At 33.6% G+C, this 22,878-nt stretch carries 19 protein-coding genes; 14 read left to right on the top strand and 5 right to left on the bottom strand.

Translation table 11 applies throughout. The features are described from left to right. The 3 genes from AC1VAQ_RS18125 to AC1VAQ_RS18115 all read left to right on the top strand — a co-directional run. Positions 1–1,349: CotH kinase family protein (locus AC1VAQ_RS18125; protein ID WP_479904301.1), on the top strand; the 1,349-nt coding region annotated here is incomplete at its 5' end. A 341-nt stretch (positions 1,350–1,690) separates the two neighbouring features. Then, entirely contained in the window at positions 1,691–3,340 is a 1,650-nt protein-coding gene (locus tag AC1VAQ_RS18120; protein WP_479904300.1) for a hypothetical protein, read from the top strand. Positions 3,341–3,367: 27 nt separating this feature from the next. Then, positions 3,368–3,856: a cysteine hydrolase family protein gene (locus AC1VAQ_RS18115; protein WP_302599790.1), complete on the top strand. Its 489-nt coding sequence runs from the start codon at positions 3,368–3,370 to the stop codon at positions 3,854–3,856. Between the two features lie 73 nt (positions 3,857–3,929). Here AC1VAQ_RS18115 and AC1VAQ_RS18110 read toward each other — a convergent pair whose 3' ends face one another. Together AC1VAQ_RS18110 and AC1VAQ_RS18105 are read right to left on the bottom strand one after the other, a co-directional pair. Beyond that, positions 3,930–4,667: a TIGR03915 family putative DNA repair protein gene (locus AC1VAQ_RS18110; protein ID WP_479904299.1), complete on the bottom strand. Its 738-nt coding sequence runs from the start codon at positions 4,665–4,667 to the stop codon at positions 3,930–3,932. Positions 4,668–4,690: 23 nt separating this feature from the next. Beyond that, positions 4,691–6,040 (bottom strand): putative DNA modification/repair radical SAM protein, encoded by a 1,350-nt coding sequence (locus AC1VAQ_RS18105; RefSeq protein WP_303244296.1) that lies wholly within the window; start codon positions 6,038–6,040, stop codon positions 4,691–4,693. A 266-nt stretch (positions 6,041–6,306) separates the two neighbouring features. On the opposite strand from AC1VAQ_RS18105, the gene acpP reads away from it, so the two are divergent. The 6 genes from acpP to AC1VAQ_RS18075 all read left to right on the top strand — a co-directional run bounded on the left by acpP (position 6,307) and on the right by AC1VAQ_RS18075 (position 10,562). Continuing rightward, entirely contained in the window at positions 6,307–6,531 is a 225-nt protein-coding gene (gene acpP / locus AC1VAQ_RS18100; RefSeq protein WP_302599793.1) for an acyl carrier protein, read from the top strand. 151 nt (positions 6,532–6,682) lie between these two features. After that, positions 6,683–7,627: an ACP S-malonyltransferase gene (fabD, locus tag AC1VAQ_RS18095; protein WP_479904298.1), complete on the top strand. Its 945-nt coding sequence runs from the start codon at positions 6,683–6,685 to the stop codon at positions 7,625–7,627. Further along, positions 7,621–8,364 carry a 3-oxoacyl-[acyl-carrier-protein] reductase gene (gene fabG, locus AC1VAQ_RS18090; protein WP_302599796.1) on the top strand — a complete coding sequence of 248 codons (744 nt, stop codon included), beginning with the start codon at positions 7,621–7,623 and terminating at the stop codon, positions 8,362–8,364. Before fabD ends, fabG begins: the two co-directional genes overlap by 7 nt. 18 nt (positions 8,365–8,382) lie before the next feature. Continuing rightward, positions 8,383–9,621, top strand: coding sequence for a beta-ketoacyl-ACP synthase II (gene fabF / locus AC1VAQ_RS18085; RefSeq protein ID WP_302599798.1), 1,239 nt, complete (start codon positions 8,383–8,385; stop codon positions 9,619–9,621). Position 9,622: 1 nt separating this feature from the next. Then, positions 9,623–10,045, top strand: a complete 423-nt coding sequence (fabZ, locus tag AC1VAQ_RS18080; protein ID WP_302599799.1) for a 3-hydroxyacyl-ACP dehydratase FabZ — start codon at positions 9,623–9,625, stop codon at positions 10,043–10,045. Between the two features lie 82 nt (positions 10,046–10,127). Continuing rightward, on the top strand, positions 10,128–10,562 hold the full coding sequence (locus AC1VAQ_RS18075) for a MarR family winged helix-turn-helix transcriptional regulator (protein WP_303244297.1): 435 nt from the start codon (positions 10,128–10,130) through the stop codon (positions 10,560–10,562). 238 nt (positions 10,563–10,800) lie between these two features. On the opposite strand, the gene AC1VAQ_RS18070 is transcribed toward AC1VAQ_RS18075, so the two are convergent. Next, a complete protein-coding gene (locus AC1VAQ_RS18070; RefSeq protein WP_302599802.1) occupies positions 10,801–11,961 on the bottom strand; it encodes an alpha-galactosidase in 1,161 nt (386 codons plus the stop codon). A gap of 334 nt (positions 11,962–12,295) precedes the next feature. Here AC1VAQ_RS18070 and AC1VAQ_RS18065 point away from each other — a divergent pair, with 334 nt between their 5' ends. Next, a complete protein-coding gene (locus AC1VAQ_RS18065) occupies positions 12,296–14,524 on the top strand; it encodes a right-handed parallel beta-helix repeat-containing protein (protein ID WP_302599803.1) in 2,229 nt (742 codons plus the stop codon). A 491-nt stretch (positions 14,525–15,015) separates the two neighbouring features. Next, positions 15,016–16,350 (top strand): CoA-disulfide reductase, encoded by a 1,335-nt coding sequence (locus AC1VAQ_RS18060; RefSeq protein ID WP_302599049.1) that lies wholly within the window; start codon positions 15,016–15,018, stop codon positions 16,348–16,350. A 144-nt stretch (positions 16,351–16,494) separates the two neighbouring features. Here AC1VAQ_RS18060 and AC1VAQ_RS18055 read toward each other — a convergent pair whose 3' ends face one another. Beyond that, a complete protein-coding gene (locus AC1VAQ_RS18055) occupies positions 16,495–17,031 on the bottom strand; it encodes a hypothetical protein (protein ID WP_302599050.1) in 537 nt (178 codons plus the stop codon). A 391-nt stretch (positions 17,032–17,422) separates the two neighbouring features. On the opposite strand from AC1VAQ_RS18055, the gene AC1VAQ_RS18050 reads away from it, so the two are divergent. Further along, positions 17,423–19,006, top strand: coding sequence for a potassium/proton antiporter (locus AC1VAQ_RS18050; RefSeq protein WP_302599051.1), 1,584 nt, complete (start codon positions 17,423–17,425; stop codon positions 19,004–19,006). Between the two features lie 31 nt (positions 19,007–19,037). Here AC1VAQ_RS18050 and AC1VAQ_RS18045 read toward each other — a convergent pair whose 3' ends face one another. Further along, on the bottom strand, positions 19,038–20,219 hold the full coding sequence (locus tag AC1VAQ_RS18045) for a DNA polymerase Y family protein (RefSeq protein ID WP_302599052.1): 1,182 nt from the start codon (positions 20,217–20,219) through the stop codon (positions 19,038–19,040). A gap of 599 nt (positions 20,220–20,818) precedes the next feature. Between AC1VAQ_RS18045 and AC1VAQ_RS18040 the strand changes: the two genes are divergently transcribed. Both AC1VAQ_RS18040 and AC1VAQ_RS18035 read left to right on the top strand, forming a co-directional pair. Continuing rightward, positions 20,819–21,529 carry a PRD domain-containing protein gene (locus AC1VAQ_RS18040; protein WP_302599053.1) on the top strand — a complete coding sequence of 237 codons (711 nt, stop codon included), beginning with the start codon at positions 20,819–20,821 and terminating at the stop codon, positions 21,527–21,529. 290 nt (positions 21,530–21,819) lie between these two features. After that, the gene (locus AC1VAQ_RS18035) at positions 21,820–22,782 is read left to right on the top strand and encodes a CAP domain-containing protein (RefSeq protein WP_303244028.1); all 963 of its coding nucleotides are present in this window, start codon (positions 21,820–21,822) and stop codon (positions 22,780–22,782) included. Positions 22,783–22,878: the final 96 nt, after the last annotated feature.

The raw sequence follows: 22,878 nt of genomic DNA, 5'->3' as shown, positions 1-22,878 counted from the left end.
GCGGAAATAACACAGATATGCCACAAATGCCAGAAGGTACACAAGGCGGAAATAACACAGATATGCCACAAATGCCAGAAGGTACACAAGGCGGAAATAATACAGATATGCCACAAATGCCAAATGATGGACAAGATGGGAACAATAAAGGTCAAATGAAAGGGCCAGGTGGCATGGGTGGTATGGGCTCATCAGGTGGCGCAAACTTAGTGTACTCAGATGATGAAATCAGTAGCTATTCAAGCATTTTTAATTATACAGTGTTCAAGAAAACAACTGAAAATGACTACAAAACTCTTATTGGTATTCTTAAGAATCTTAATGAAGGTACCAATCTAGAAGAAAGCATTGATGTAGAAGAAGTACTTAAGTATTTTGCAGTCAATACATTCCTTGTAAATTTAGATAGTTATGCAGGTAATATGAAACATAACTTCTACTTATATGAAGAAGATGGTAAGCTTCAAATTTTACCTTGGGATTATAACTTAGCATTTGGTGCATTTGAAATGTCAGATGCAAGTAAGGTTATTAACTTCCCAATTGATGCACCTGTAACAGATAGTATGGAAAATAGCCCACTTATTTCTAAGTTATTAGAAGTTGATGCATACAAGGAAATGTATCATAGCTATTTACAAGAGTTAGTAGACAAATATATTACAAGTGGTAAATACGAAGAAACAATTAATAAATTAGATACTTTAATAGGCGACTATGTGAAAAATGATGCAACTGCTTTTTATACGTATGATGAATATCAATCTGGTATAAAAGAACTCAAGCAATATGGCATAGACCGTACAACAAGTGTTAAGGCACAGATTTCCGGTGAGCAGCCTTCTACTGAATATGGTACCATTGAGACAACTATGAACCTTATGGCAATGGGGCAACAAAATGGCGGTAAAGGTGGGCCTGGTGGAGATAAAATGGCAGATAAAGGTGCAGATCAATCCGCGCCAATGTCACAAGGAAATCAGGGCGCTGATAATGTACAAAGCAATGAGCCAGAACAACAAGGTGGCGGCATGCAAAATATGCCAAATGTAGATATGGAAACAATGCAAGAGATTATGAGCATTATTGGAGAGGTTTCTTCTGTGTCAGAACTTACAGAAGAACAAAAGACTCAAATTACAGCATTAGGCGTAGATGAGAGCGCACTAGAGAGCTTATTTAAAATGAAGAAGATGTTTGAAAACATGGGTGGAGGACACAATGGTACACCTGGTCAAGCGACACAAACGCAAATGTCAGATCAGGATAAAATTATGGCAGTAGTTTGCGGTATACTTTTAGTAGGTGGTCTAATCTTTGCTCTAACTTTCAAACGAAAACGTTATTAAATATTGTTATAATATTAAATTTTATTTTAGTACTAGATATTATTCTGATGTAAAATATTATTTTAATATTAAATATTATACTACTATTAGACATTACAGCTGATGCTAGATAGTAGTTTATAACTTACAATAAGTCTTAAAGAGTACAAATAATAATTATAATGATACCTCCTAGGATGAGTGGCCCGCATACACCACAAACGACTAGGGGGTTTTCTAATTTTTGTAAATAAGTGATAGTTACATATACAGTGATAGTATATTTTGGTGTATAATAATAGATGATAAGCCGATATATATAGGGGGCTATTGGCCTAAAAATATAAAAAATAGGGGAAAAGATGAAAAGATACATAAGACTAATTATAGGATGTATGATGTTTTTAACTTTAAGCAGTGTTGTTTTAGGAAATGGAGAAAGTCCAATTGCACAGTTTCAATTCGTTAAGGCAGCATATGAGTTAGGCGAAATGGTTGAAACTGTAGATACAAGCTATGGACAAAACGGAACAGCAATTACAAAAAGGGAATGGATGGTTATTATTAATAATCAGAAAAAGACCAGTAGTAATTTAAAGACATTAATAAGTAGTTTAAAAGTAGGAGAGCATGAAATCTTTTTACGTGTAAGGGACTCGAATAATAATTGGAGCTTATGGACCAGTCGTAAACTTAAGATTACTGAGCCAGTACCTATTAAAATTACAAGTTTTAAACCCTCTAAGACAACTTATGCAAAAGGTGAGAAGCTGTCGTTTACTTATACGCTAAATAATCCTAATGACCTAGAAATAAAGGGACAAAGGTGGCGCTATAAGAATTTAACAACAGGTGGTAGTACCATTTCAGGAAAACCTAAGTACCTTAAAAAACCAGGCAAATATGAAATAAGTGTAGAGTTACAAGATGAAAGAGGCAATTGGTCTAATAAGGCAACTTGTATTATTATCATTAGCGAAGATGAGAAAATCAGAAATGGTGAATATCTTTTTAGTGAAGGTAAACCAGGTGATTTGATTGATGGTTATGTAGACAAGGATTATAATACTTTTATTAGTCTAGAAGAAGCTGCAAGCGTGAGCGTGGCGGATGAAAAAGGAAGTCTTATTATGAGTAACTCACCAGAAAGTATACCAAGCAGTGGTATTTTATACAGAGAAACGGCAAGTCAAAAGGGAAGGATACTCATTCATCATGCCAATGCAACAGACTTCAACAAAAAGCTTATGATTCTTGCCACGACTAAAGAAGAAAGTCCAATTAAATTAACAATTAGTAATGAAGCAATTAAAGGACCAAGTCCTCATATTTTAAGTAGTGGTCAAGCGGCAGTTAGTACATACTTTAAAGGGCAAGTAGCTAAAAATTATACGATTAAAAAAGGTGAGCAAACTTGTATTTATAATAGCAGTGTAAATGGTCCATGGGAAACAAATGAAATTATAACAGGGCTTTTAGATTTTTATGCAGAAGGCAATGTTATATTTACGGTGGTAGCAATGGATTGTAACTCTTCAATAGATAATGTATCTAAACTTCCAGTTCTTCCAGCAGATGGGACACACATAAGAGGAACATTTGATGTGATAAAAAGGGAGTATACAATAAGTATTGAGGACTTACAAGAGCCAGCTAAACTTGTAATAGGAAGAGAAAGTAGTGAATGGCTAGAAGGAAAAGATGCCTTAACAGGTACAGTTGTTAGAAATAAAGGCAACTATGGTTTACCGATAAATATTAAAATAAAATGTAATGAAGATATGGGGATTATCCTAAATGCCCGTGGAGGCGGTTATTTAGGCGCACTTAAATGGAATAATAGTAAGGTGTTTAATGCACCAGGTGAAGATTTATTAAATAATCAGAAGGTAGCTGCCCTAGTAGGAACAGCCCATGCCAACACAAATAGTGAAATTTTATATATGTTGCCAAATGGCTCTTCGGCACCAGTATTATTTGGATTTATTCCAAAATCATTATGGAAAAGTTAAAGTATAAGAAGTAAGAGGAGTAAAACAATGAAAATATTATTAGTGATTGATGTGCAAGAAGGATTTATCAATGACGCAACCAAACATATACCAAAAGATATTGAAAAACATGTAAATAACTTTAACTATGATTTAGTAATTGCAACCCGTTTTATTAATAAGATGGAATCATTACATAAGTCAGAATTAAATATGAAAGATATGACAATGTTAAGCCCACATGCAAAACTTGTAGAAAACGTAAGTACACTTGCAGATATTGTAATCATGAAATCGACATATACAAGTTTAACAGTAGATGTGGCAAAGTTATTAGAAAAAAATCAAGTGAAAGAAGTATACTTAGCAGGATTAAATACAGATACAAGCATTATGGCAACAGCTTTAGAATTGTTTGATAAAGGTATTAAACCAAAAGTACTTTCACAGCTTTGTGGTTCAATAAATGGTGCAATGATGCACACAGCAGCCCTCCAAATTCTAAAAGGAGCCTTAGGCGAAAATAATATTCTATAATAAATTAAAAAGGGACTATTGCAAATGCATAGTCCCTTTTTAGAGGTATAGCAAGTCTATCTTAGGCATACTTTTAAAGTTCTCCTAAGTGTTTGAAGTAGCGTTTAGGAATAAAAGCATTACGCCTTCTTATATTAATACGTTCTGTAATAGTGGTAGCTTTATAATACGTTTTAAATAAGTTGATAAAGGGGTCGTTATTAGGTGCCTTTAATAGTTTAAGCTGTTCTTCATTAGAGAGACTTTGAAGAAAGGCTTCTTTTGTATTATAAACAAGCGCTACCTGTCTTTTTAAGTCATGAATGATAAAGGATTGATCAGAAAAACGTTTTACAAAGTGTTCCATTAAAAGTGGTAATATAAAATGGTCAGGTTCAATTTTTGAGTAAAAGACCATAGGACTTATTTCTTCAAATCTGACGAAACCTGTAAAACGATGGGCTTCATGTCCTACACGTTTAGTATATAAGTCTACTTTTCGGATAATATCATTGTTTTTAGCAAGATTTATTTTATCGGTGTATTTGTAGCAGAGTCTTAAATATTGAAGTGCCAGCGTTTCAGCGTCTTCATATTCGCTAAGATATAAGTAATAAACATTGGATAAAGTAGAAAAAGATAAGTTTTTTACAATACTATCGTGTACCCTAGTCGCTTTATCTTCTTCAGTTGGAACGCCTAATGCAGTTGTTAAAAGGCTAGGGTGATAAGCATCTTCTCGAAATATAGAAGATGCTTTTTTGTCTTTATAGGCATAGAAGATGCAAGTGAGGAGACCGTCAAAGGACCCATCATATAAGTAATCAACCATCAGAGTAATCCTTTCATTTATATTTATAATTCACCAGTTAAGGCAGATGCAGTATCTTCTAATAATAACGGTTTAATAGGAGAAGCTGTATTAGGAATTAGAAGCTTAGAGGATGAATTTGGCGGCATTGTAAATAAACTAAGCTGTTCATAGGGTGCAGGTTCATCTGAAGCAAATTGTGGTACAAGCTTGCGACGGATTTGGACATCATCAATATCAGTACTGCCATAATATTTAGTATTACAGGTGATAAAGAACTGTGCACGTTTAAGAACAATGCCTAACTTTTTGAGGTCGTCATAGTTAAGCGGTGCAATACGACGGCTCATTACAATTTTCTTAGCGCCGCGAATACCAATGCCAGGTACACGAAGGAGCAGTTCATAGGGCGCCTTATTAATCTCTATAGGAAAAAGATGAAGATTGTTAAGGGCCCAATTACATTTAGGGTCAAGGTGAATATCAAATTGAGGCTTTTCTTCAGTTAAAAGTTCGTGAGCCTTAAAGCCATAAAGGCGTAGTAACCAATCTCCTTGGTAAAGTCTATGCTCTCTAAGTGTAGGTGGTGTCTTAAGCTCAGGGAGTGCACCGCCAGTATTAACAGGGGTATAGGCAGAGTAATAAACTCTTTTTAAGTTATATTTACTATATAGATTTTCACTTAAATTTAAGATATTAAGATCAGTTTCGGGAGTTGCGCCAATGATAAGCTGTGTACTTTGACCGCCAGGTACAAAAAGGGGGGCCTTTTTAGAGTTTTTTCGATCTTCTTTAGCTGACATAATATGCGTACCGATACTACGCATTGGTGCCAGAATAGCTTTTTTACTTTTATCAGGGGCAAGTAGTTTAAGAGAGTGCTCAGAAGGTAACTCAATATTAACGCTCATACGGTCTGCATATAATCCAGCTTCATGAATGAGTTCTTCGCTAGCACCCGGAATAGCCTTTAGATGAATATAACCATTGAAATTTTCTTCTGTACGTAGCTTCTTAACAACTTGTAAAAGCATTTCCATTGTATGGTTAGGATTTTTAATAATGGCTGAGCTTAAGAATAAGCCTTCTATATAATTGCGTCTATAAAAGTTAATCGTGAGACGAATAACTTCTTCAGGTGTAAAAGCTGCACGCTCCACATCATTGGAGCGCCTGTTGATACAATAAGCACAATCATAGATGCAGTAATTGGTCAGTAATATTTTAAGAAGAGAAATGCATCTGCCATCAGGTGTAAAACTATGACAGATTCCGCTTGTAGCCGCAGCGCCTAATTCCCCTAATTTTCCTTTTCTATTGGAACCAGAAGAAGAACAAGAAACGTCATATTTAGCTGCGTCTGACAGGATTTTTAATTTTTCATTTAGTTCCATAAATTGTCGCCTCATTTAAAAATAGAATAATTTAATATGTTAGATATTAATGCGAACATATGTTCTGTTAAGCTTTATTATAATGAGAAATATATATAGATACAAGGGATTTAGATAAAAAATATATGTGAAATATTTTAGATGAATACAGAAAATAAAAAAGACAATTAAAATTATTGACAATTATTTGTAGCAAGGATATACTTTGAGTGATTGATGCTTTGAAAAGCAAAGTGTTGAAATTATATTATACGGGAGGAAAAGAAATGTTTGAAAAATTACAAGATATTATTGTGGATAAATTAGGTGTTGACCCTAGCGAAGTAACAATGGAAGCAAGTTTCCGTGGCGATTTAGGTGCAGATTCATTAGACTTGTTTGAAGTTGTTATGGGAATCGAGGAAGAATTTGATGTATCCATCGAAAATGAAGATTTAGAAAAAATTGAAACAGTAAAAGATGCTATTGATTACATTACAAGCAAACAATAATTAAACTAAAAGGGGGGGCAAATATAATATATAAAATTGCTACCCCTTTTTTGCAAATGATAATGGCAGACAAAATATAAAAAAACACCTTTAGTGCCATCTAAATGAATGACAAAGGCCGAGAAAGAAAAAAGGTAAGGGTGAAGAAAAGATGAAACTAGCACTATTATTTCCAGGTCAAGGCGCTCAATATGTAGGAATGGGCAAAGAATTATATGATAATTTTCGTGAAACAAAAGAGGTATTTGATAAGGCAAATGATATTTTAGGATGGGATATAAAAGAAGTTTGCTTTGAAGATTCAAAAGAAGTTATTAATCAAACAAAGTATACACAGTTAGCTTTATTTACAACAAATTATGGAGTTTTTAAAGCCTTTGAGACTAAGGGGATTAAGGCAGATGCTGTATTAGGGTTTAGCTTAGGCGAATACGATGCTATTGCAGCAAGTAATATCTTAAGTTTTGAAGAAGCTTTAAGGTTAGTGGAAAAAAGGGCGAGCTATATGGATGAATGTGCAACTAACAATCCAGGTGGCATGTGTGCCGTGACAATGCTAGATGTGGAAAAGATTAAGGAGATTTGCGATAAAGCAAGGGAAGAAACAGGAGAAGTTATTACAGTGGCCAACGATAATTGCAAAGGTCAAGTAACAGTAGCAGGAACGAGTAAGGCCTTAGAAATCGCTGAACCTTGTTTTAAAGAAGCAGGTGCTAGAAGAGTTGTACCACTTAAAGTAAGTGGCGCTTTTCACAGTCCGTTAATGAATGAAGCAGCAGAAAGGTTAGAAGTAGATGCCAAAAAATTGGTATTTAATGAACCTACAATACCAATTATTAGTAATGTCACAGCTATGCCAATGAATGAAAAAGAAGCAGCCTTAAATATACCACTTCAAATTACACATGGCGTAAGGTTTAGAGAAAGTATTCTGTATTTATTAGAGCAAGGATTTGATACATTTGTAGAAGTTGGACCTAAATGTGTTCTAAGTAATTTAGTAAAGAAGATTACAAAAGAAGTACGTGTTTTCAATGTTGAAGATATGGCTTCCTTTGAAAAAACTATAGAAGCGTTAGGAGAAGAATTATGTTAAAAGACCAAGTAGCAATTGTAACAGGTAGTGCAAGAGGAATAGGAAAAGAGATTGCATTAATGTATCACCGTCAAGGAGCAACTGTAGTAGTCAACTATCCAGGAGATTTTGAAAAAGAGGCAGCAGAGTCTGTAGTGGAAACCATAAAGGCTGAAGGCGGCAAGGCTATGGCAGTACGTGCAGATGTTACCTCTTTTAAAGAAGCAGAAGAACTTATTAAAATAGCAGTGTCTACATATGGTAAAGTGGATATTTTAGTAAATAATGCAGGTATTACAAAAGATATGCTGCTCACAAGAATGACAGAGGAAGAATTTGATGCAGTTATTAATGTTAATTTAAAGGGTGTTTTTAATTGTACAAAGTTTGCTGTAAAGTCAATGCTTAAAACAGGTGGAAAAATTATAAATATAGCTTCAGTTGTAGGCCTTAGTGGTAATGTAGGTCAATGTAATTATGCAGCTTCTAAAGCTGGTATTATTGGATTTACAAAAACGATTGCTAAGGAATATGGTTCAAGAAATATTAGGGTCAATGCAATTGCACCAGGTTTCATTCAAACTGATATGACAAAGGTACTTAAAGAGAGTGTTAAAGAGGAGATGAGCAAACAAATTCCATTAAAGCGATTAGGTAATCCAGAAGAAATTGCTAAGGTAGCAACATTTTTAGCAAGTGACTTGGCAAGTTATGTAACAGGAGAAGTCATTCGTGTAGATGGTGGAATGGCAATGTAATTTTGAAGGGAGATTAATATGGAAAATAGAGTTGTTATTACAGGGATGGGGGTTGTTTCGCCCTTAGGAAATAGTGTAGAGGCTTTTTGGAATAATATTAAAGAAGGGGTTTGTGGTATTTCATTATTAAGTGAAGATCAAAAAGCAGAAGGCGTTGATGTTCATGTAGCTGGTCTTGTAAAAGAATTTGAAGCAGAAAAATATATGGACCGCAAGGAGCAGAAGAGACTTGCAAAGTTTAGCCAATATGCTATTTATGCGGCTAAGGAAGCACTAAAGGATGCTAATGTGGATATGGCAGAAATGGATGCTACTAGAGTTGGTGTTATTATTGGAAGTGGCATTGGTAACTTACAAGGCACTTCAGATGAAACCATTAGACTTAAAGAAAAAGGTGGCAAACGCGTTTCACCTTTATACATACCCATGAGCATTGCCAATATGGCAGCAGGTAATGTGGCTATTTATACAGGCGCAAAAGGTATATGTACATCTATTGTAACTGCTTGTGCTTCAGGAACACATAGTATAGGTGAAGCTTATAGAAATCTAAAGCATGGTTATAGTGATATGATTATAGCAGGTGGTGCAGAATCTTGTATAACGCATCTTGCTATTGCATCGTTTAATGCACTTACAGCACTTAGTAAATCAGAGGACCCACTTAGGGCATCTATTCCTTTTGATAAAGAAAGAAATGGGTTTATTTTAGGTGAAGGTGCAGGTATACTTATATTAGAAACCTTAGAACATGCTAAAGAACGTGGTGCGCATATTATTGCCGAAATTGTTGGGTATGGTGCAACAGGTGATGCTTACCATATTACATCTCCGGCTGTAGATGGAGATGGTGCAGCAAGGGCAATGCGAGATGCCATAAGAGAAGCGAATATTAATCCAGATCAAGTAGACTATATTAACGCCCATGGTACAAGTACACATTATAATGATTCAAGTGAGACATTAGCTATTAAGAAAGTATTAGGTGAAGATACAAAAGTACCTGTAAGTTCTACAAAGTCTATGACAGGACATTTATTAGGTGCAGCAGGAGGAATTGAGGCAATTGTTATTGCTAAGGCAGTACAAGATGACTTTATTCCACCAACAATTGGCTATAAGGTACCTGATGAAGAATGTGACCTTGATTATGTACCAAATGAAGGCAGATGTGCCAAAGTAGAATATGCAATGAGTAACTCATTAGGCTTTGGTGGCCATAATGGAACAATTCTTGTGAAAAAATGGAGAGGTTAATATGTTAAATACAAAAGAAATTATGGAAATTATTCCACATAGATATCCTTTTTTACTAGTAGATCGGGCAGAAATCCTAGAGGGAGGCACTGGGGCTAGAGGCTATAAAAATGTTACGATGAATGAGCCTTTTTTCCAAGGACATTTTCCAGGTGAACCAGTAATGCCAGGCGTGCTTATTGTAGAGGCACTTGCTCAAGTAGGCGCTATTGCAATTTTATCGCAAGAAGCAAATAAAGGGAAAATAGCATACTTTGGTGGGATTAGAGAAGCTAAGTTTAGAAATAAGGTTGTACCAGGAGACGTATTGGAACTGGAATGTACAATTATCAAACAAAAAGGCCCAATAGGTATAGGAAAGGGAATTGCTACTGTAAATGGCAAGAAAGCTTGCGAAGTAGAGTTAACTTTTGCTATTGGCTAATTTATATAAGGCTAATTGCGGTGATTTGTACAGGAAGGGCCAAGGCGAAATTACTAATAAGATGAAGCAAGGAGAGAGAAGCGTGCCTGATAAAATAAAACGAATCAACAATGCATTAGTTTATATGTATAATTATATTGTAGAAGCAGAGAAAGAAGCCTTAGATAAAAGTGAGTATAAAGACTTAACTTTTACAGAGTTACATGTGATTGAGGCAGTGGGGCTAGAACCAAAAACAATGACAGAAGTAGCCGGTAAATTAAAGATTACAATGGGAAGTCTAACAACTAGTGTAAATCGTATTGTTCAAAAAGGTTATATTGAACGAAATTTTGATAAAACTGATAGAAGACGTATTTTCATTAATTTAACGGATAAGGGCATTGAGGTGTATAAATTCCATGAAGCATTTCATGAAGAAATCATTGGAGAAATTACACAAGCCTTAGAAGAAATTCATCCAGATATTCTGAATGTAGAGCTTCAAAAACTTGTAGATGTATTTAAAGTAGAATAATAAAAATAAGAGGATAGTTATCTATCCTCTCAGGCTGTAGACAATTAACTTTTCCATAGTATTTTACTAGTCTAGAAATAGAAAACAGAGGTAAAAATGGACCTAAACTGCTCTTTTTACCCCTATTTTAATAGATTTTCTTGAATAATCCTCACTTAATTTGTGAGTTTATTTTGGGAAAATTCATTTGTCAACAATCTGAGAGGATAGTTATCTATCCTCTATTTTTATGCCTATTTTAATATTGTGCGATAAGCTTAACTAAGCGAACACCATGGGATGGAACTTCTAGCGCAAAGTTACCTGTGACTTCTTCCAGGTTTTCGTGCGTCCAGAGGTCATAAAGTTTATAAGTACTTGGTAAGCCGAGATTGGTTGTAATTACGAAACTTTCATCTGTCGTATTAAAGATGGCAAGATAGCGCGAACCATCAGGTGCTTGGGTTGTCCAAGTAATATGTTCATCAGTATGATAGAGTTCATAAGCAGCATGGGAATGCTTAAGGAGTGACAGCACATCCATATTTGTAAGAAGTGTTTGAATTTCATCGGGCAAGTCTTTAAAGTTACCATCCAATATAATAGGAGATTTAAAGATGGCGCATAAGGTTAATAAGGTCATTTGTTCATCGGGTGTAAATCTATTTTTTAGTTCAGAGGCTATAAAAGGCAAAATTGGCCATGAGTTATTACCTACTACTGGATTCCAAAGCTTACAAAGTTCGAAAGCCTTTAGAATGTCAGACCAACCATTAAGAAAGGTGTCACTGATTGGCCACATATTGGCATACTGACTAATGTAATCGACCTCATCATAATTTATGATAGGGGAAGCAACATATAAAAGCATATTACGGTCACAGCTTTTAAGTGCATCAGATATGTAAGATAAATCATCATAGTTAAATTGAGTAAGATCTATATAAATAAGGTCTACACCCCAACTTGCATAGAGTTTAAATAAGTACTCATAGTAACTTGCTGCGCCAAATTTATCAAAATCAATAACGTATTGATCATTGACTAGTTTTGTGATTTCGCCAATATGTGTTTTTCCATCAGGTAAACAAATGTTTTTTAAAACAGCACTATCTGGAACATAGGGTGAAATATGAAGACCAAACTTAAGTTTTAAGCGATGAATATAATCCGCTAATAATTTGAAACCAATGCCATTTTCAGCGGATGTAAATTGTGTAGCTGTAGGAATATAAAAACCATGTTCATTGCTTTCTCCCCCAGCATACCAACTGTCATCTATAATAATATATTCATAACCAAAAGCTTTAAGGTACTCTGAAATATAGGTAGTGGCAGTAAGTAAAGAACTTTCCGTTGTAGGGTCATTACTAAAGCCACTGTACCAACCCATAGGTGGGGTTAGTTCGAATTCAATCATCATTAAAACCTCCCGTAAAAAGATGGAAATTGAATTTCTTCTAGTTTCCTATTCTTTTAGAATAAAATATTATTTAGTTAAAGTAAATGTTAAAAAATGTAATTATATAGTGTGTTGTAAGGACTTGATATTGAAATGTTTTTTAGGAGAATAATAATTTTATTAAAATTACTAATAAAAATAAAAAAGTATTATAAAATTTGTGCATATAAAAAGATGAAAATGACATCTTAGTGCAAAAAATAGTACAGTTTGCTAAAAAATATTGAATATTAAATATTAAATATTATAATAATTAATATAATTATTAAAAATTATAAGGAGTGTTTTTTATATGAAGAGTAGAAAATTTATGGCGAAATTATTAGGATTATCCATGATTGTATCTAGCACTTTGGCTTTTAATAGTGCAATTTTTGCGGCGAATTTAGATTTACAAAATACAACTATAATTGGTTCAACAGATGTGAGCAGTGAAGAAAGTATAAGTGGACAAAAAATGGTAATTTCTGCTGAAGGTGGCAAGATGCAAAGTGCAGATGATAACATTAATTTTTCTTATGTGCCAGTAGCTGGAGATTTTACAGCTACAATGAAGATTTCAGCTCTCGAAAACACTAGTTCAAATACAAGAGCGTATTTAATGGTACGTAATGGCATGGATACAACTTCTGCACATATTTCTGCTGGTCTTAAAGGAAGTGGTTCTGGTGCATATGAATTACGTTTGCCTTCTCGTACAAGTGGTAGTTTAAGTAATGCAAGTGTGGGCAAATATGTACGTATCGTTAAAGAAGGCAATACTTATAGTATGTATGTTTCAGATAGCTTAGACTTTACAGAAGCAGCAGTTAAAACATTTACAGACAGTGAAAGCAAAAATAATACAACAGCCCTTATAGCAGATACATTAAATGTAGGTATTGCAGTATGCGATGCAACAGTAACAGTAGATTACTTTAATGTTGTAGATGCTAGCGGCGATACGATTTATGACCTTCAGGATTCAGAAGGCGGAAGTACAGATAAACCTGTAGAAGAAGTAACAATTACAAGTGTACAAATGCCAAGTAGTGTGACTGTGTATGAAGGTGAAAATATAACTTTACCAAGTACATTAACAGCTACATTAAGCGATGGTACAACTAAACAAGTAGCTGTTACATGGGGAACAATTACAAATAGTGTAGGAACACAAACAGTTATGGGATCAGTAGAGGGATTCTCAGGAGTAGTAAGTATTAATGTAACAATTGTAGAGAAAGAAAATAGTGGTGATACACCAGTAGTAGATGCAACTGCTATTTATGTAGCACCAGGAGCATCTGATAATGGTGCAGGAACAACAGTCTCACCAATGTCTCTTACAAAAGCTATTGAAAAAGTAGAAGCAGGTGGCACAATTTATTTACAAGGTGGTACATATAATTTTGATAGCCAATTAACTATTCCATATACAAATAATGGTGAAGCAGGCAAATTAAAATCTATAGTAGCATTAGATGATGCAGAAGTTGTATTAGATTTTTCAGCAGAGCCTTATAATATGAGTGATACAAGTTTGAATGACCGTGGTCTTCAATTAGATGGCAGCTACTGGTATATAAAAGGCATCACAGTAGAAGGTGCAGCAGATAATGGTTTCTTTATTTCAGGTAAAAACAATACATTAGAGCTTTGTGTTGCAAAGGGTAACCGTGATACAGGTATGCAAATTAGCAGAAGAACCTCTAGCTTATCAAACTTTGCAGATTGGCCATCTGATAACCTTATTTTAAATTGTACATCATATAATAATAATGACCCTGCAACAGGTGAAAATGCAGATGGTTTTGCAGCTAAATTAACATGTGGAAATGGCAATGTATTTGATGGTTGTATTTCTTATAATAACGTAGATGATGGTTGGGACTTATATGCAAAAGCAGCTACAGGACCAATTGGTGCAGTAACAATTAGAAATAGTATTGCATTTAGAAATGGTTCTACAACAGAAGGTACATTTACAGCTAATAGTGATGGTAATGGATTTAAATTAGGCGGTTCTAAAATTGCAGTTTCTCACGTAGTAGAAAACTGTATTGCTTTTGAAAATAAAAACCATGGTTTCACAGATAATAGTAATCCAGGAACTATTACAGTAAGAAACTGCACAAGTATTAATAATGCTTTAGATGGTGGTGCAAAGAGCAATATTGACTTCGCAAGAGATAAAACAAATTCTTATAATATCTTAGAAAACTGTATTGCATTTAGCACTGGTAAAGTAGGTAGTGATAAATACAAAGGTGAAGCTGAAAACTGTGTATTCTATAATGGTGGAAAATGGTATAACATTGCAGAACGTCAAGAGGTGGATGTAAATGTTTCTACTATGAGAGGAACGCAAATCACAGGACCTACATCAAATGATTTTGTAACACTTAGTACACCAGCACTTGGTACAGATGTGCATACATTATGGCGTAATGCAGATGGCTCTATTAATATTGGTGACTTATTCAAGATTAAATCAAGTAGCAATTTTGCAAATCGTAACTTAGGCGCAGATCTATCTAACTAATCAAGGCAACTTATATATAGATTTCACATTTATAGATTTTAGTTATTCATGATTTTTACTCATGTGAAATCATTGAGAGAAAACAATTTACGTACATGTATATTTTTTTAGTTGGTTTCTCTATAATTTTGTAGCGTTTTCATATACTAAATCCTAATAGTAAATTTTGATATAGAGGCACTTTGCTGAAAACAGTATTGTTTTGGCAAGGTGCCTCTTATATTGCTCTTATATTGTAGCATGCATATAGATTTCACATTTATAAATTTTAGTTATTCATGATTTTTAGTCCTGTGAAATCATTGAGAGAAAACAATTTACGTACATGTATATTCCAAGGTTTTAGTTGTTTTCTCTATAAGAACATATAAAAACTAAAAATATAGTTGCTAAAAGTGGTAAAAACAGACATAATAATAATTATCGTTTAAGATAATAAGACTTATAAAAGTTAATTAAATAGATTAATAAGAATGAAAGAGGATTAAATAATGAAATTTATTATAGTAGGTGGTATTGCAGCAGGAATGAGTGCAGCAGCCAAACTTAGAAGAGTAGATAAAGAAGCTGAGATTACAGTTTATGAAAAACAAAATTATGTATCATTTGGTGCATGTGGATTACCTTATTACGTAGGTGGATTTTTTGATAATCATGAACAAATGTTAGTTCGAACACCTGAGCAGTTTAGACAGTCAGGGATTAATATTCAAACAGCACATGAAGTCATTCATGTGGATGTAGAAGCACAAAAGGTTCAAGTTAAAAACTTAGCAACTGGTGAAATCTTTGAAGATTATTATGACAAAATGATGATTGCAACAGGCGCGAGTGCTATTGTACCACCTATTCAAAATCTAGAGATTGAAAATGTACACACAATGCGTTCATTAGAAGATGGACATATTTTAAAAGAAAAACTTCAAAAAGAAGAAATTAAAACAGTGGGGATTATTGGTGCAGGCTTTATTGGACTTGAAGCAGTAGAAGCTGCTAAAAAATGTGGTAAAGAAGTAGCTGTATTTCAGCTTGAAGAGCGTGTGTTAAAAGAAGTCTTTGATGAAGAGATTACTGTTTATTTAGAAGATGAATTAAAAGCCCATGGCGTGAAACTTTATACAAATACAAAAGTAGTTGCTTTAAAAGGAGAAAAGGCAGTTACACACATTGTAACAGACAAAGAAGAAGTTCAAGCAGATCTTGTAATTTTAGCAACAGGTGTAAGACCAAGTACAGCGTTTTTAAAAGATACTGGTATTGAAATGTTAGGAAATGGTGCGATTATTGTAAATCATGAAGGCAAGACATCTGTTTCTAATATTTATGCAGCAGGAGATTGTGCAACAGTACCACATTTATTAAAGAAAGAGCCAGCATATATTCCGCTTGCAACAAGTGCCAATAAACTAGGACGTATTGTTGGTGAAAACTTAGGTGGAAAAAATATGGTCTTTGAAGGGACATTAGGTTCAAGTTGTATCAAGGTTATGGATATTGAAGCTGGAAGAACTGGGCTTTCTGAAGAAGAAGCAAAGCGTATGAATTTAGATTATAAAACAGTTTATATTGTAGATAAAAATCAAACAGATTATTACCCAGGTCAAGAAGCTATTGCCATTAAGCTCATATATGATGCGCAGTCAAAAGTGATTTTAGGAGGACAAGTTGTAGGTAAAAAAGATGCAGTCCAACGAACAAATGTATTAGCAACAGCTATCTATGCAAAGATGACAACAATGCAATTAGGTATGCTTGATTTATGCTATGCACCACCATTTGCACGTACATGGGATGCACTTAATATAGCAGGAAATGTAGCGAAATAGAGATAATAAAGAGAAAAAGCTGGTTATTGCATTAAGGTGTGCTTAGTGTAGTAATCAGCTTTTTTAGTAGAATAGAAAAGTTTGATTTTTAACTTTCCTATTCTACAGATTATGTAATGTTAGTACGTTGTTTGGGTGGAAGATTTATTGAAGCCAAGGGATACCTTCTTCTGTGACTGTCCAGATGTTGTCTTGAAGGGTTAGGATAACTTTGCTAAGACCAGCGGCATAAGTTGTAGAGCGCCATTTGCTTGGTATGATTTGAATTTGATTATTACTTACGGGTGTATCTTCAATTTTTAAGAAAAGGCCATTTTCAAATAATGCATCTTTTAGATAGCCTTGTTCACCTAAGGCTTCAAAAGAGCAGTCTAAAACTTCAACATTATATTGCTCTAACCCCTCAAGTAGTTGGCTACGGCTTGTAGCATCTAAATTAATAAGAACGCTTGTATCAATAGCAAGATATTTAAGTGCGTTGTTGAGTTCAGGAGAAGTGTTTAAAACAAGGTCGATAGCTTTTAAATAGGCATCCACAAGTTTTGTTTCGGTAGCATTAGCTATAGGGGTGTTAGGAGAAGATGATGAGGATGTGGCTGAACTTTGGCACCCAACGATTAGTATAGATGTACTGAAACAAAGTATAGGTACAAGAATAAATTTTAAAAGTTTTTGAATCATAATAAAATCAAACCTTTCTAGATGTGTAAGTATTTATATATTCAGTATAGCAACGATTAAAACATATACCAAGCATTGTATAAAATATAGAATATATAAAAATATATAAAGAAACAAATTAAAACCTTGAAATATACATGGACGTAAATTGTGTTCTTCTGATGATTTCATATTACTGAAGATTATAAATAACTAAAAATTATAAATGCGAAATCTATATAGAGAAACAAACTAAAAACTTAAAATATACATATACGTAAATTGTTTTCTCCAGATGATTTCACATGACTAAAAATTATGAATAACTAAAAATTATAGATGTGAAATCTATAGTATAATGGTAAAAAATATTTATAATTATATTGAGAAGTAATTTATAAGGAGGATAGCGATGATTTTATTATGGTCAGGAATTCTTTTGTCATGTGTCATAGCAAACCGGTTTTCAGATAAGTTAGGGATGCCGGTCTTATTATTATTTATGACATTAGGTATGATATTTGGCTGCGATGGTTTATTAAAAATTTCGTTTGATGATTATGAGATTACAGAAAAGTTTTGTGAAATTGCGTTGATATTTATTATGTTTTATGGTGGCTTTGGAACGAAGTGGGAGACAGCTAAGTCAGTGAGTAAAAAAGCTGTTTTACTTTCTACGCTAGGTGTTGCTATTACCGCTATATTAACATGTGTTTTCTGTCATTTTATTTTAGGGTTTAAATTGATAGAAAGTTTTTTAATTGGTGCAGTAATCAGTTCAACAGATGCTGCTTCTGTATTTTCTATTTTAAAATCTAAAAACCTCAGTTTAAAATATGGCACGTCATCATTATTAGAACTTGAGAGTGGAAGTAATGACCCTATGGCATATATGCTAACTATGGTGGCATTAATGTTTATGAGTGGTGCAGGCAGCATAGGAAAAATAAGTTATATGTTATTTGCACAAGTAGTATATGGTGCATTAATAGGGATAGTAATTGCAATAGTTGGTATTTTTATCCTTAAGAAGTTAAAAATTGTTACAGAAGGTGTAGAAACTATTTATATAATCGCTTTAGCATTAGGTTCATATAGTATAGCGCAAGTAGTAGGTGGAAATGGCTATTTAAGTGTGTATTTAACTGGTATTATTTTGGGAAATAGTACAATGAAAAATAAGATTATTTTAGTACACTTCTTCGATGGACTTACTGGGCTTGCACAGATAGGAATTTTCTTTTTATTAGGACTTTTAGCTTTTCCACATCAACTTCCTCAAATTATGGTACTAGCAGTTTCAATAGCATTATTTTTAACCTTTATAGCTAGGCCAATAGCAGTTTTTTGTATTTTAAAGCCTTTTAAGGCATCATTAAATCAATGCCTTCTTGTTTCATGGGCAGGACTACGTGGGGCAGCATCTATTGTATTTGCTATTATGGCAATTGCAAGTGGCATTGATATAGAAAGTGACCTATACCATATTGTATTTATGATTGCACTATTGTCTGTAGCAATTCAGGGTTCTTTATTACCATTTATAGCAAAGAAACTAGATATGGTAGATGCCGAAGAGGATGTCAGAAAGACCTTTAATGATTATCAGGAGAAGTCATCTATTACATTAATGCGTGTATTTATACCCGCAGGACATAGATGGGAGAATAAAACAGTACAAGAAGCAAGCATTCCAGGAGATTCGTTAGCATTGCTTATAAAGAGAAATGGTGAAAATATTATCCCTAAAGGGGATACAGTAATTAAAGAGAATGACAGTATAATATTGAGTATACCTGAATATAAAGATAACGAAGAAATTAAGCTTAAGGAGATTTCAATTGATAAGGCACATAAATGGTGTGGAAGATGCATAGAAGACCTTAAGTTGCCGGATGATGTGTTAATCGCACTGGTAAAACGAGGAGAAGAAAATATCATTCCGCGTGGAAAGACGATGCTATTAGAAAATGACGTGGTTGTAGTCTATAATTAGCTAGGATATAAAAAAGGAAGCAATCGAACTATTATTTAAGTAGATTGCTTCCTTTTTGTATGATATTTTTGCCATATTTATTTTTTAAAGCATCTAGAGAATTTTCTAGGGCTTCGACTTTACGGCTATTACTGGTAAGTTCGAATAAATTCATTTGTTCAGGTTCATTGCGGCTTATAAGATTAAGGGTACGAATACCAAGAGCACGTATAGGTGTATGAAAATTACAATGGGTTTCAAAAAGTTCCATACTAGCAATAGCAAGATCTTTAGCAGTACAACTAGGAAAAGTAAGAGGCTTTTGATACTGCTTTGCATTAAAGTTAGCATCTTTAACCCAGATTTGAATAGTACTTGCTAAAAGCTCCTGATGACGGAGACGACTACTGATTTTTTCTGCAAGCTGTATAAAAATATGATTAACTTCTTTTAAGGAAGAAAGGTCATGAGCTAGAGTAGTGCTATTACCAATGCTTTTAATAGGTTCTTTCGTGTTTAGATTATGCACAGGGGAATGATCGAGACCGTTAGCATAAGTCCAAAGTTGTAAGCCGTTTTCACCTAAAAGTTGTTTAAGAAGTTCAGGTTTAGCATGCGCTAAATCACCAATTGTACGTATACTATAAAGATTTAACTTCTTAGTAGTGGCTTTACCAGCACCTAAAATGTCCGACACTGGAAGAGGCCATATGATTTTTTTAAAATCATAAGCAGGAATATAAGTAATCGCATCAGGTTTTTTTAGATCACTACCTAGTTTTGCAAAGACTTTGTTAAAACTTACACCAATAGAGATGGTAAGACCTAATTCATCTTTCATAGTTTGACGTAGCGTTTCGGCAATGTGAGAGGCTGAGCCAAATAAGGCAGTACTGCCGGTAATATCAAGCCAACATTCATCAATACCAAAGGGTTCCACAAGATCAGTAAAGCGGCTGTAGATTTCACGTGCTAGTTTAGAATAGTGAACATAAATATCGTGATGTGGTGGGGCAGTGACAAGTTGGGGACACTTTTGCCTAGCGGACCATAGAGATTCTCCAGTGATAATACCATGTTTTTTGGCAAGTTCATTTTTAGCTAGGACAACACCATGACGTTCGGCTTCATTACCACCTACAACCATAGGGACTTCTTTAAGTTGTGGATTTAAGAGACATTCTACAGAGGCAAAGAAGTTATTAAGGTCACAATGTAAAATAATACGTTCCACGTAATTTCACTCCTATATATGTAAGATTTCATTATGATAATATAGATTTCACATTTATATCGATTTCACATTTATATCGATTTCACATGTATAAATTTTAGTTATTCATGATTTTTAGTCATGTGAAATCATTAGGAGAAACCTATTTACGTACATGTATATTTCAAGTTTATAGTTGGTTTCTCTATAGATTTTATAGATTTCACATTTATAAAGTTTAGTTATTCATGATCTTTAGCAATGTGAAATCATTAGAAGAAACCTATTTACTACATGTATATTTCAAGGTTTTAGTTGGTTTCTCTATAACTTTATTATAAATGCGAACAAATGTTCGTGTCAAGGCGTTGTAAGAAAAGAGGGTAGATTAAAAATAGACCAAAAAGCGGTTAATTTGAGATGTATTGACAGTATTTAATGTAAAAAGCTATAATTAAGAAAATAAATACACTTTACTTTTCTATAGAGTTCACATCTATAATTTGTTAGTTATTCATGGCATTTTGGGGATGTGAAATCATTAGGAGAAACAATTTTGCAAGATGCATATTTCATTTTTATAGCTTGTTTCTCTATAAAAAAGTATGAAAGGATTGCAGATGGAAGTTAAGAAGATTTTAAATAAGGATGATGTTACAGTCATAGAAGGTCAAGTTAAAGAAATGCCATTGGAATATGTTACTGTATCAGAAGAGATTGTTAAATATGCTGAAGAGCAATTAGGAAAACAACTTGATGAAAGTGGTTGTCTAGCCCTTAGAGATTATATACATTTTGCCATTACAAGATGTGAACAGAACTTGAATGTGCAAAACAAGCTTATTTGGGAAATTAAGAGATTTTATAACGAAGAATATAAAATTGGTTGTTATGCATTACAATTAATTAAAGAACGTATAGGAATCATGTTACCGGCTGATGAGGCGGGTAATATTGCATTACATATTGCTAATGCTTTAGCACACGAGAAAATGCCAATAGTAGAAGAGATGCTAAAGGTTATGCAAGATATATTAAATATCGTAAAGTATTATTTTATTGTTGAATTTGATGAGGAATCACTGGTTTACTTTAGATTTTTAACACATATTAAGTTCTTTGCACAAAGACTTGTAAATAATGAGACTTTTGAAGGAACAGATGATAGCTTATTTGATATAGTAAGAGAAAAGTATCCAGATGCATATGAATGTACTAAGAAGATTAAAGTATATATTGATAAGTACTATACCTATAATATTACAAAAGAAGAAATGGTATATTTAATAATGCATATTAATCGTCTAGTAAGTAGTGAAAGAACTAAATAATTGACGAACTTATAATAGATAGGCTCTACAAAATGATTTATATAGAAATAAAAGAGAAATTTAGAAGCTATAAGAAGCTTTTAAGTTTCTCTTTTTTTATATTTTTTATTTAATAAATATGTAATAAATTAAAGAAGGAATAAAATGGAAGTGCGAAAAAGGTTGATTAATTAGGAAAAACATGTATAATAAATGTTACAGATTTGTTACATAGTTATTACAGATATGTCGTATAGCAAATGTAAAGTAATGAATCCAAATTGAGAAAAACGATAAGAGGAGACATGAAAATGAAAAACAACAAACTATTTAATAAGGTATTATCAAAATCGGCAATGTTACTTATGGTAGCAGGAATCACTATGAGTTCTGGTGCAGCATTTAACGTATATGCGCAAGAAGTACCAGCATCAAATGAAGTAGAGACAACACAGGCCAGTGTAGGTGATACAGAAAGTGAAGCTACAACGACAGAAGCAGTAGCTAAAGCAAAAGCAGGAAATACAACATCTAAAGTGAAATGCACAACATATACTTGGTCAAAGACATATTATACAAGTCAAAATTGTAAACCTAATACAAGTATAACAGTAAAACCAGGAACAAATAAACCAAGTGTCAATAAGCCAAATACAGATACAAGTACACCAAGTGTAGATACACCAAATACAAATACACCAAGTGTAGACACACCAAATACAGATACAAATACACCAAGTGTAGACACACCAAATACAGATACAAATACGCCAAGTGTAGATACACCAAATACAAATACACCAAGTGTAGACACACCAGATACAGATACAAATACACCAAATGTAGATACGCCAAATACAGAAGACACACAAACACCTTCAGAAGAGGTATCAAATCAAACAGCTTTTGAAAATGAAGTTCTAAGACTTGTTAACGTTGAACGTACAAAAGCAGGATTAAGTCCACTTCAGATGGATGAAAGTATCAGAAATGTTGCAAGAGTTAAAGCAACAGATATGTATAAAAACCGTTATTTTGACCACACAAGTCCAACTTATGGTACACCATTTGATATGTTAAAGAAATATGGCATTTCTTATAAAGCAGCAGGAGAAAATATTGCTAAGGGGCAAACAACACCTCAACAAGTTGTAAACAGCTGGATGAATAGTTCAGGACATAGAGCAAATATCTTAAGTGCCAAATATACACATATTGGTATTGGTTATGAAGCAAACGGTAACCACTGGGTACAAATGTTTGTAGGTAAATAAAAAATATAAGGTATACATAAAGAAAGCACTTTTTAAGTGCTTTCTTCAGATTGTTGACAAATGAATTTTCCCAAAATAAACTCACAAATTAAGTGA

It is taken from the genome of Cellulosilyticum sp. (assembly GCF_982396655.1).
Note: the sequence above shows the minus strand (reverse complement) of the source record. Positions and strands in the feature narration are given on the sequence as shown.